Raw genomic sequence first — 12,414 nt, forward strand, 5'->3', positions numbered from 1 at the left:
AAGGGCGGGTCTGCGTACGACGCACCCGCCTTCTCTTTTGCTGCTGTACGCGCGTTCCGTCTGTCTCCTGCGGCGTAGACCGCTGCCCAAGCGCATCGCGCGCACGACGGAGATGGACACAAGCTCGTGAGAAGAAGCACCAGTTCCGCGCCACGTGGCGCGGTCTGGCGGCGCACCGCCAGGGGGGTGGTGGCCGTTTCGGCCGCCGCCCTCGCGATAGCCCTCTCGGCCGGGCCGGAGCCGCTGGGGAACGCGGCCGTCGCGGCCCCCGGATGTTCCGGAGCAGGATCGGACTTCAACGGTGACGGGTTCCGGGACACGGCCGTCGCCGACCCGCAGGCCACCGTCAACGGCATCGCCAAGGCCGGAGTCGTGCACATCGTGTACGGCGGCGGTGCGGGCACGCTCGAACTGACGCAGGAGGCGGCCAAGGCCGGCCCCTCCGAGGCGGACGACGCCTTCGGCCACGCGCTGGCCGTCTACGACGCCGACCTCGACGGATGCGCCGATCTGGCGATCGGCACGCCGTACGAGGACGTCGGCACGCAGGTCGACTCGGGCCGGGTCGTCGTCGTCTACGGTGCGCCGGCCGGCCTGGGCGCGGGCCGGACGACCACCGAGTACGTCCAGCAGACCGCCCCGCTGGCGGCCATCGCGGCCGAGGCCTACGACTGGTTCGGCTACTCCGTCACGGCCGGGAAGACCGCGGGGGGAGTGCCGTTCATGGCCGCCGGTATGCCCGGCGAGGACATCGGCACGGGCATCGACGCCGGAGCCTTCGTCTACTTCTCCGGCTCCACCACCGTGACGGCCGGTGTCGTCAACCAGGACGTGAGCACCACCGCCGGAGCCGTGCCGGACGCCGTGGAGTCGTACGACCGCTTCGGCGAGGTCCTCGTGGCGACCCCGCACTACCTGGCCGCCAGTTCCCCGGGCGAGGCCCAGGGGACCCTGGAGGAGGCGGGAGCGGTGACGATCTTCAACCACGCCCTCACCTCCAACGTGCCCAAGCCGCTGAACGCGATCACCCAGGACAGCCCGAACGTCAACGGTGGCTGTGAGTTCGACGACGGCTTCGGCACGGCGCTCGCGGCGGTCACCCCCTTCACCAGCGCTGCCGTCGGGCCCAAGCTGCTCCTCGCCGTCGGCATCCCCGGCGAGGACCTCACCGCCGACGTCGGCCTCTCCACCGAGTACCTCGCCGTCGACGGCGGCGCCGTCCAGGTCTTCTCGATCGACAGCGCGGGCGCGTACACGGAGGAGAACTGGATCGACCAGGACAGCGCCGACGTCGAGGACAAGGTGGAGGCCGGCGACTACTTCGGCCGGAGCATCGTGGCCCACACGGAACCCGGTCCCAACTTGATCCACCTCGCGGTCGGTGTTCCGGGGCAGGACGTCGACGGTGTCGTCGACCGCGGAGCCGTGCAGATATTCACGGCCTACAGCGCCCCGGGGACCTCCGACCGGCTCCTGGAGCCGGGCGTGGAGATCCCGGCCCCGGCCGGACCCCGTCTGTACACCGGCCTGAACATCGGCGACGGTGCGAACGGACTGTACGTGGGCCTGCCCTACGGCCCGCCCGAGGGCCACGCCGTCCACGTCTACGCGTGGCCCGCCAGCAGGGGGGCGACCACCTGGCGCGACACCCCCAGCAGCACGTTCAGGCCGGGTGAAGGCGGGCTGCCCGCCGAGCACAAGACCTTCGGAACGGTGGTCCGCTGATGTTCCGTCACCCGAACCGTCACACCCCCGCGGAACGCACCACGCTGCGCCGCGTCTCCCTGGCGGCCCTCCTCGCCGGAGCCCTCGCCGCCACCACGGTCCTCCCCGGCACGGGGGCGGGCACCGGGCCCGCCACGGCCGCGGAGCCCGTCGCCGCCGACGCCCCCGCCCGGACGGAGACCGAGGCCCTGGCCACGGCCCGTAAGAGCGGCAAGCAGGTCGAGGTCCTCGGTCTGCGCACCGAGCGGCGCGAGATCTTCGCCGCGCCGGACGGCACGTACACGGCACGGGAATACACCGAGCCGATCCGAGCCGTGCAGAACGGCAAGTGGGTCGACATCGACAAGACCCTGGTCAGGCGCGCGGACGGCAGCGTCGGTCCGAAGGCGGTCACCGTCGGCCTGACCTTCTCCGACGGCGAGGCGGGCAAGCCCTTCGTCACCATGCGCCGCGGCACCCGTGAGATGGCGCTGACCTGGCCCCACGGCAAGCTCGCCGCGCCCGTGATCGACGGCGACTCCGCGACCTACCCCGACGCCCTGCCGGGGGTCGACCTCAAGGTGCGGGCCGAGGCGAACGGCTTCGGTCACCTGCTGGTGGTCAAGACCCCGGAGGCGGCCGCGGACCCGCGACTGCTGAAGCTGGACCTAGGCCTGAAGACCAAGGGGCTGACGTACAAGAAGGATGCCAACGGCGCGGTCACCGCCGAGGACAGCGTGGTCGGCGGCACGGTCTTCCAGTCCGGTGCCCCGAGCATGTGGGACTCGGCCGCCTCCCTCGAGGACGCCGCCCGCGCCCAGGGGCCGGCGGCCGTCGCCAAGTCGCTGACCGCGGCGCGCGCGGACGCCGCTCCGGCGGCGCGGACCGCCGACACGGCCCCCGTTCCCGCCCTGGAAGGACCGGGCGGCGGTGGCAAGGCCGTTCCGCTCGGTGTCGAACTGTCCCAGGGGAAGATGACCCTGGTCCCCGACCAGACGATGCTGCGTTCCGGCTCCACGGTCTTCCCGGTGGTCATCGACCCCATCCAGAAGACCACCGACCGCACCGGCTGGACCGCCGTCATGTCCGGCAAGCCCACGGTGGGCGAGTGGCAGTACTCGGGCAGCGCGGGAGTCGGCAAGTGCCCGACCGACTACAACGCCGCGTCCTGCGCCGGTGTCGGCGTGCGCCGCGTGATGTTCACGTTCCCGCTGTCCTTCTACAAGAACAAGCAGATCCTGAGCGCGAACTTCGCGGCGCGCGTCCAGCACGTGTACTGGGCCGATGCCCGCGCGGAACCCGTCCAGCTGTACCGGGTGGCGGGCAGCACGGCCCGCATCGACTCCAGCAGCAACTGGAGCAACACGCAGAACGTCACCCTCACCACGCTGGAGACGCTCGACCAGAAGATCCAGCCCTCGAACTGCGAGTCCCAGGCGAACCTGAACATCAAGTCAGCGCCGAACGGCGGCCTCAGCAACAGCGTGCGTACTGCGGCCCAGGAGGGCTGGAACTCGATGGTCCTCGGCCTGAAGGCCCAGGACGAGAGCACCTTCGGCGGCTGGAAGCGGGTCTGCGGCAACGCCTACCTGTCCATCAGCTACAACACGCTGCCGGGCAAGATCGAGGCGGGCGCCATGTCGGCGAACCCCGGCGGCGCCTGTGTGACGGGCGCGAACCGGCCTTACACCGACGTGCCGCCGACGTTCAAGGTCTACGCCAACGACGCCGACAAGGGCGACCAGGTCAAGGTCCGCTTCAGGGTCGAGTGGAAGGACGCGGCCGGTGCGGCCAAGTCCTACGAGGAGGACACGGTCTACAAGGCGCCGACCTCCACGACCTCGTTCAACCACAAGGTCAGGTCGGTGATCCCCGAACTCACGCCCATCTCCTGGAGCGTCGTCGCGCACGACGGGGACGGCTGGGGTCCGTGGAGCGGCAAGTGCGAGTTCATGTACGACAAGACGTCTCCCAGCCAGCCCACCGTCACCACCTTGCAGTACCCGAGCGACGACTTCTACCACGACGGCGTCGGAGCTCCGGGCACGTTCACCTTCGCGCCCAGCGGTAAGAACGCCGCTTTCGACAAGGACGTGATCAAGTACCGCTACTCCTTCGACGGGGAGCCCAACAAGGAGGTCGCCAACACCACCGGCGGCGGTCCCGCCTCCGTGAGCTGGACGCCCACCCGACCCGGCCCGCACTGGGTCGACGTCGTCGCGGTCGACAAGGCGGCGCACCCCAGCGTCCTCACCCGGTACAGCTTCAAGGTGACCTCCGGCGCGATCGCGGCCGCGCAGTGGAACCTCGCCGACGAGCCGGGCAGTGAGGGCGTCTTCGAGGAACAGGAAAAGTATCCGGCGGCCTTCGGCTCCGGCGTCACCTTCGGCGTTCCCGGACCGGGCGGCGCCATCGACTCGGCGGCGCGCTTCGACGGCACCGCCGACAGCTGGGTCGAAGCCCGCAGCACCGTGCTGGACACCTTCAACGGCTTCAGCGTCAGCGCCTGGGCCCGTCCCACCGACCTGAGCCGCAACATGACGGTGGTCAGCCAGGACGGCACCGGTGAGCCGGGCTTCGTCCTCGGCTACGACGCGGTGGCCAAGAACTGGAAGTTCTCCGTCCCGGCCGCCGACGTGGAGAGTCTCGGCGAGTGGAAGGCCGTGGCCACCGGAACCGCCCCGGTCGTCGGCGACTGGGTACTGCTGACCGGTGTGTACGACCGCACCAGCCGCAAGCTCCAGCTGTACGTGAACAAGGTGCTCAGGGCGGAGACGATCCGCCGCTCCGCCTGGAAGTCGCACGGGGCGTTCCAGATCGGCCGCCACATCGACAAGACGGGGTACGAGGACTCCTTCGTCGGCGACCTCGCCGAGGTCCGGGCATTCAACAGGGCGCTCCTGCCGGCCCAGATCACCGAGATCAGCCTGGTCAGGCCCGAGCGCCGGGGCTACTGGCAGATGAACGCGCAGGAGGCCGGCGCCGTCGGGGAGATCGCCGGCGGTCAGCCGCTGACGCTGGCGGGCAACGCGTCCCTGTACATCCCGAACCCGGAGGACGTCCTCGCCACCGCCGCCATGGTGGGAGCCGGACACCTGGTTCTGGACGGCGCCGGGCAGTACGCCACGACGGCGACGGCCCCGGTGACCGGAGCGTCGAGCTTCACGCTCTCGGCGCGGGTCCAGCTGAGCTCGCTCGACGCCACCACCTCGCAGACGGTGTTCTCGCTGCCCGGTCGGAACGCCAACCGGGTGCAGGTCCGCTACCAGGCCTCGAACAAGCGCTGGGAACTGGCCGTGGCCGCCACCGACACGGCCGGTGTCAAGCCCAAGGTCTGGTCCGACGACCAGGACCTGCCGGACACCAACTCGGTCGGCCAGCATCTGGCCGTCGTCTACGACGCCTTCGCCGGCCAGATCCTGCTGTACGTGGACGCCCAGCTGGCCGACTCGGCCAAGGGCCCGGACAACACCACCTGGGCCGCCACCGGCGGTCTCCAGGTCGGCCGCTCGGCCGTCGGCGCCGCCGAGTACTTCGCCGGAGTCGTCGACGAGGTCCGCGCGTACAACGGCGCCCTCGATCCGACGTCGATCGTGCAGCTCGCCGCCACTGGAGAGCTGACCGACCGCTAGCCCCGGGTCGCCCTGCTTCTCCCACGGGCAGGTGCGTCCGCTCCGCGCGGGCGGACGCACCTGCCCCACGGCTCCTTCCCTTTCCACCTCTTTCTGCGGAGTCCTACCGATGTCTCTACGCGGCCGATTGCTCCATCGGCGCATACCCCAACGGACCCTGGGCTCGATCGTCTTCGGACTGGTCCTGACCCTTTCCGCTTCGACCGTCCAGGCACAGGCCCTGCCCGAGGCCCCTGCCGGAACCACCCAGCGACCGGGCGTCCAGGACTTCGGCGACCCTGTCGAGGGAACCGTCGCCAAGGCCAAGAAGCGCCCGGTGAACGCGACGGCCAAGGCCGCCGTCAAGAAGCTCGACACGCCCCTGTGGCCCGGCGGCGGCAGCGCCGAACTGGCCGTCCCGGCCACCGGGACCACCCCGGCCCGGGTGAAGGTGGGCGGCCTGCCCGTCAGCGTCACCGCCCCGAAGGAGGCCGCGCCCCGCACGGCCGCGGCCTCCTCTTCCTCCGCCCGTTCGGCCGCGGCCGCCCGGGTCGAACGGCCCGCCAAGGTCCGGGTCGACGTCATGCCCCGTCAGCGGGCCACCGAGCTCGGCGCCGGCGCGCTGCTGCGCGTCCAGCGGGCCGACCTCGCCACCGGCGGCGGCCAGGTCCGGCTGAACGTCGACTACTCCGCCTTCGCCGAGGGCTTCGGCGGCAGCTACGGCTCCCGCCTGGCCCTCGTCCAGCTCCCGGCCTGCGCGGCGGTCGCCGCACCCGGTACAGCCGCCTGTCCCGAGCTGCCCAAGCCGCTGAAGACGGTCAACGACGCGCGCAGCAGGACGGTCTCTGCAGACCTCACCGTCCCGGCGCGCCCGCAGGGCGCGTCCGCGGCTGCGGCCGGCGCGGCCACGAGCGGCGCGATGGTCGCCCTCGCGTCCGGCACCTCCTCCGCCCAGGGCACCTACGCGGCGACCCCGCTCGCCCCCTCGGCCAAGTGGAACGTGTCCGCCTCCTCGGGCGACTTCTCCTGGTCGTACCCCCTGCGCACCCCGCCGACCCCCGGCGGTCTGGTTCCGACGGTCGGCCTCGGCTACTCCTCGCAGACCGCGGACGGACGGACCTCCGACACCAACAACCAGGGCTCCTGGATCGGCGAGGGCTTCTCGTACGAGGCCGGCTACATCGAGCGCCGCTACAAGCCCTGTGCGCAGGACGGCCAGAAGACCTCCGCCGAACAGTGCTGGGCCTTCGAGAACGCCACCGTGATGCTCAACGGCATGTCCACCGAGCTGATCAAGGACGACACCGACGGCAAGTGGCGGTTCGCGTCCGACGACGGCTCCAAGGTCGACCGGCTCACCGGCGCCCCCAACGGGGACAACGACGGCGAGTACTGGCGGATCACCACCACCGACGGCACCGAGTACTACTTCGGCAAGCACCAGCTCCCGGGCTGGGCGGCGGGCAAGGAGGAGACCTCCTCCGTCTGGACCGTCCCGGTCTTCGGCAACAACACGGGCGAGCCCTGCTACAACGCGACGTTCGCGAACGCGTGGTGCCAGCAGGCCTGGCGCTGGAACCTCGACTACGTCAAGGACCGCCAGGGCAACGTCATGTCGTACTTCTACGGCAAGGAGACGAACCACTACGCCCTGAACGGCAAGACCGACGTCAACGGCACCCCGTACACCGCCGGCGGCTGGGTCAAGCGCGTCGACTACGGCCAGCGCGAGGCGAACGTCTACACGGCGAAGGCCCCGGCCCGGGTCGTGTTCACCACGCAGGAGCGCTGCCTGCCGGACAGCACCTTCAAGTGCCTCCCGGCCGACTTCAAGACGGCGAACGCCGCCCGCTGGCCCGACGTGCCGATGGACCGGTACTGCGCCGCGGGCACCAAGTGCAACGCCACGCAGGTCGCCGCGACCTTCTGGACCCGGCAGCGGCTGACCGCCGTCACCACTCAGATCCGCAAGGACGCCACGAACTACGAGGACGTGGAGGCCTGGTCCTTCACCCACACGTTCACCGACAACGGCGACCAGTCGAAGACCCTCTGGCTGTCCAAGATCGACCACGAGGGCCGCAAGGGCGGCGTCGCCAAGGTCCCCTCGGTCGAACTCCTCGGCACCCAGCTGGCCAACCGGGTGGACGCCGTCGGCGAGAGCATCGCCCCCTTCCACCGCTTCCGCCTCTCCACCGTCCTGAGCGAGACCGGCGCCCAGCTGGACGTCCTCTACGCCCCGGCCCAGTGCACCAAGGCGACCCTGCCCAAGCCGGGCGAGTCCACCTCGCGCTGCTACCCGGTCGTCTGGTCCCCGCCCGGGTACCTCGACCCCATCACCGACTGGTTCCACAAGTACGTCGTCTTCCAGGTCGTCGAGACCGACCGGACCGGCGACAGCCCCGAACAGGTCACCCAGTACGACTACCAGGGCCCCGCGGCCTGGCGTAAGGCCGAGCCCGACGGCATCACCGAGGCCAAGTACCTCACCTGGGGCGGCTGGCAGGGCTACGGCAAGGTCAAGGTGACCAGCGGCGCCGCGAACGACCGGCGGACGCGGATCGACTACACCTACCTCCAGGGCATGAACGGCGACAAGAAGCCGGACGGTACGGCCCGTTCGGTCGAGGTCACCGACTCCGAGGGCGGCAAGTACACCGACCACAAGGAGTTCACCGGGCACGAGCTGGAGGTCGCGACCTACGACGGCGACAAGCTCGTCTCCAAGGCCATCAAGGTTCCCATGCGGCACCACACCGCCACGGACACCAACACCTGGGGCACCAGCCACGCCACGATCGTCAAGACTTCCAAGTCCCTCGGCTACACGGCGATCGAGGGCGGCGACGGGCGCCGCGAGACCGAGACGAACACCACGTACGACCTGGCCAACGGCACCGGGCGGGTCCTCACCTCCGAGGACCTCGGCGACCTGTCCACCGCCACCGACGACTCCTGCACCCGTACGACGTACGCGGACAACACGACGGCCAACATCCTCGGCCTGGCCTCCCGGATCGAGACGGTCTCCGTCAGGTGCGGAGTCGTGCCCGACCGCAAGACCCAGGTGATCTCCGACGAGCGCACCTCCTACGACGGCCTCGCCTTCGGCGCCGCGCCCACCGTGGGCAACGCCACCAAGACCGAGCGGATGACCTCCCACAATGGGACCACCGCCACCTACCAGGTCACCGGCACGACCGCGTACGACGGCTTCGGCCGGCCGACCTCCCAGAAGGACGCGTCGGACGCCGAGACCAAGATGGCGTACACCGACGTCAACGGCCTGATCTCGCAGACCAAGGTCACCAACGCCCTCGGTCACGTCACCACCACCGACTACGCCCCCGCCTGGGGCCAGTCGAGGGGCCAGACCGATCCGAACGGCAAGCGCAGCGACCTCGAACTGGACCCGCTCGGGCGGCTCGTCTCGGTGTGGATGCCCGACCGTTCCAAGGCCGCCGGCCAGACGCCGAGCATCAAGTACAGCTACGACCTCAGCCTCGACAAGCCGACCGCCGTCAAGACCGAGAAGATCGAGATCGACGGCTCGTACGGCACCGAGTACCAGCTGTACGACAGTCTGATGCGCCCCCGGCAGCTGCAGACGGAGGGTCCCGCCGGCACCCGTATGGTGGCCGACACCTTCTACACGCCGTCGAGCAAGATCGAGAAGGTCAACACCACGTACAACGCGGCCGGAGCCCCCTCGCGGGACCTGCTGGTCGTCCGCAACGGCGACGTCGGCGCGCAGACCCTGTACGAGTACGACGGCCTGGGCCGGACCACCGCCGAGATCTTCGCGGTGTCCGGCGGCGAGCAGTGGCGCACGACGTACGTCCACGGCGGCGACCGCGTCCACATCGACCCGCCGGTCGGCGGCACGCCGACCACGACGCTGACGGACGCGCAGGACCGGACCACGGAGGTACGCCACTACAAGGGCGCCTCCCCGGCCCCGACGGGACCGGCGTCGGGCTACGACGCCACGAAGTACATCTACACCCCGGCGGGCGACCTGAGCCGGCTGACCGACGCCGCCGGCAATGAGTGGACCTACACCTACGACCAGCTCGGACGCCTGAAGGAGGCCGTCGACCCGGACTCCGGCAAGCGGACGATGACGTACGACGCGGTCGACCGGCCGACCTCCGTCACGAACGCCCTGACCGAGACCGTCTCGACGGCCTACGACAAGCTCGGCCGGGTCCTGACGACGTGGGACGGCGCGGTCGGCACCGGTACCAAGCTCACCGAGCAGATGTACGACAAGGCGGGCTGGCTCGGCAAGGGATGGGCCTCGCTCCGCTACGTCAACGCGACGGAGTACTTCGCCACGGTCGTCCAGGCGATGGACGACTTCTACCAGCCGATGAAGACGGCCTACTCGGTCCCCGCCTCCTCGGGCGCGGGCCTGGCCGGCACCTACGTCTACGGCAGCGCCTACAACCGGGACGGCACCAAGCAGAGCGACTCGTTCCCGGCGGCCGGCGGGCTCACCGCCGAGACGCTGGCCTACGGGTACGACGACATCCAGCGCCCCACGAGCATGACGGGCACGACGCCGTACGTCACTAACGCCATCTGGTCCGGACGCACCCTGCTCCAGCAGCTCGAACTGAACAGCGGCGGCAAGCAGACCTGGCAGACGTTCCAGTACGAGACGGGCACGGACCGCCTCATGCGGTCGACGGTGGACGTCTACGGCTCCACCACGGGCCCGGCCAAGGCCTCGAACTACTCGTACGACCAGATCGGCAACGTCCGCTCCATCGCCGACACGGCCGGATCGGGCGCGCCCGACCTGCAGTGCTTCGCGTACGACTACCAGAGCCGGATGACGGAGTCCTGGACCCCGGCGACCACCAAGGCGGCGGCCGGCGCGGCCGGCACGGTCGGCAGCCAGGTCCCTGTCTCGGGCTCCGGCCCCGCCGCGTGCGCGCAGGCTCCCGGCACCACCGCCCTCGGCGGCCCGGCGCCGTACTGGAACTCGTACACCTTCGACGCGGTCGGCAACCGCATGTCCGAGACCGCGCACCACACCGGTCTGGACGCGGCGAAGGACGTCAAGCGCACCCTCACCTACAAGGCGGGGACGCACCGGGTCCTGAGCGTCCTGGAGAAGACCCCGACCGGCGACCGGCAGTACGGCTACGGCTACGACGCCACGGGCAACACCACCACCCGCACCATCGGAGGCGACACCCAGACCCTGGAGTACGACGCCTTCGGCAAGGTGGTCAGGAACAGCCTTCCGGACGACGTCACCACCCCCGACAAGAACGAGGCGTCGGAGACGACCTTCCTCTACGGGCCCGACGGCAGCCGCGTCCAGCGCAAGGACGCGACCGGCACCACGGTCTACCTGCCGGGTATGGAACTGCGGCTGGACGCCGGGGCGACGGAGGCGAAGGCCACCCGGTACTACGCGTTCGCCGGCCAGGGCATCGCGATCCGCACCGCGGACAAGCTGTCCTTCCTCGCCTCGGACCACCACGGTACGGGCGAACTGGCGATCGACGCGGTGACCGGCGCGATCACGCAGCGCCGCATGGACCCGTACGGCAACGACCGCGGCACCCCGCAGGGCACCTGGCCGGGGGAGAAGGGCTTCGTCGGCGGCACGATCGACGCGTCGACCGGCCTGACGACGATCGGCGCCCGCGAGTACGACTCGTTCCTGGGCAAGTTCATCACCCCGGACCCGGTCGTCGACGTCAACGACGCCCAGCAGCTCAACGCGTACGCGTACGCGCACAACCGCCCGGTCTCGGCGAGCGACCCGACGGGTCTGTACGACCCGGACGAGCGGGCTTGGTGCCAGAAGAACCCGTCCAAGTGCACCGGCGGAAGGGTCAACTCCAGCAAGCCGAAGCCCGCGCCGACGCCGGACGACGGCGGCCAGAGCGACGTCAACAAGGCCCAGAACGACGTCGCCCAGGCCGAGGGCGAAGTCTCCGGAGCCAAGGAGAAGGTCAAGACCGCGGCCAAGGAGCTCACCAAGATCATGCTGCAGGAGCTCGGCGTCGACGCCGCGCTCGACTGTTTCTCCAGCGGTGATCTGGGGGCGTGCGGCGAGACCGTGCTCAACATCGCGGGCAGCTTTGTCGGCGGCCTGGCGGGCAAGGTGATCGTCAAGTACGGCGGGCCGTGGAACTGGATGAAGGCGGGCGCGCTGATCAAGCGCCTGGTCGGCCTCGGGAAGGACCTGGTCGACGGCGCCAAGGCCTGGTGGGACGCCTCGGACAAGGTCAAGAAGGCCAAGGGCGCGCTGGAAGCGGCGAAGAAGAAACTGAAGGGCACGTGCCCGTCGCCGCACAGCTTCCTGCCGGGCACCGAGGTACTCCTCGCCGACGGACGTACGAAGAAGATCGAGGACGTCCGGGTCGGCGACGAGATCACCACGACGGATCCGTCGACGGGTGAGAAGGTCACGCGGACGGTGGTCGGCACCATCGTCACCGAGGACGACAAGGACTTCGTCGATCTCACCGTGACCACGGAGGACGGCACCGACTCCTCCCTGGTCTCGACCGTCACCCACCCCTTCTGGGTCGAGGACGAGAAGCGCTTCGTCGAGGCCGGCGACCTGAAGCCCGGTATGCACCTGCGCACGCCGGAGGGCGACACCCTGCCGGTGACGTCCGTCCGCTCCTTCACGGAACGCCAGCGAACGCACGACCTCACGATCGAGGGCGTCCACGCGTACTACGTGCTGGCGGACACGGTTCCCCTGCTCGTCCACAACGCGAACTGCGGAGTCGGCAGCGCCCTCAAGAAATGGCAAAGTCAAAGCTTCGATTTCGGAGGTAATTCATTCCTGTTGAGGAAGAGTGATTTCACTCATATCCTCGAAGGTCACCATCCTTCCTACCTTCGCGGGAACACGGGAAAGAACACCTTGTTCGACAAGCGCATGAGCATAGAAGACGTGCAGAACGCGATATCTGCCGTCATGAGGCAGAATCAGGGCAAGCTAGGTGGCGCGGAGTACTCTCAAGGAAAGTGGGATAAGGTGTACGGAGAGTATCAAGGGCGCTCCTACGTTCTCGGATTCGGGGAAGGCGTGATCGGTCAGTTCTATCCGGTTCCATAGGGG

At 69.8% G+C, this 12,414-nt stretch carries 3 protein-coding genes; all 3 read left to right on the plus strand.

Annotation, left to right across the window (positions count from 1 at the left end):
- Positions 1–189: 189 nt before the first annotated feature.
- Entirely contained in the window at positions 190–1,725 is a 1,536-nt protein-coding gene (locus tag ACIQVI_RS09085) for an FG-GAP repeat protein (RefSeq protein WP_403593066.1), read from the plus strand.
- A complete protein-coding gene (locus ACIQVI_RS09090) occupies positions 1,725–5,336 on the plus strand; it encodes a LamG domain-containing protein (RefSeq protein WP_403593069.1) in 3,612 nt (1,203 codons plus the stop codon). The genes ACIQVI_RS09085 and ACIQVI_RS09090 overlap by 1 nt, the downstream gene beginning before the upstream one ends.
- 109 nt (positions 5,337–5,445) lie before the next feature.
- Positions 5,446–12,411, plus strand: coding sequence for an RHS repeat-associated core domain-containing protein (locus tag ACIQVI_RS09095; protein WP_403593073.1), 6,966 nt, complete (start codon positions 5,446–5,448; stop codon positions 12,409–12,411).
- Positions 12,412–12,414: the final 3 nt, after the last annotated feature.

It is taken from the genome of Streptomyces sp. NPDC098101, assembly GCF_044760185.1.
GTDB lineage: Bacteria > Actinomycetota > Actinomycetes > Streptomycetales > Streptomycetaceae > Streptomyces.

Coding starts and splice junctions, on each gene's coding strand:
- ACIQVI_RS09090 (WP_403593069.1), top strand. CDS start 1,725: ATGTTCCGTCACCCGAACCGTCACACCCCCGCGGAACGCACCACGCTG.
- ACIQVI_RS09095 (WP_403593073.1), top strand. CDS start 5,446: ATGTCTCTACGCGGCCGATTGCTCCATCGGCGCATACCCCAACGGACC.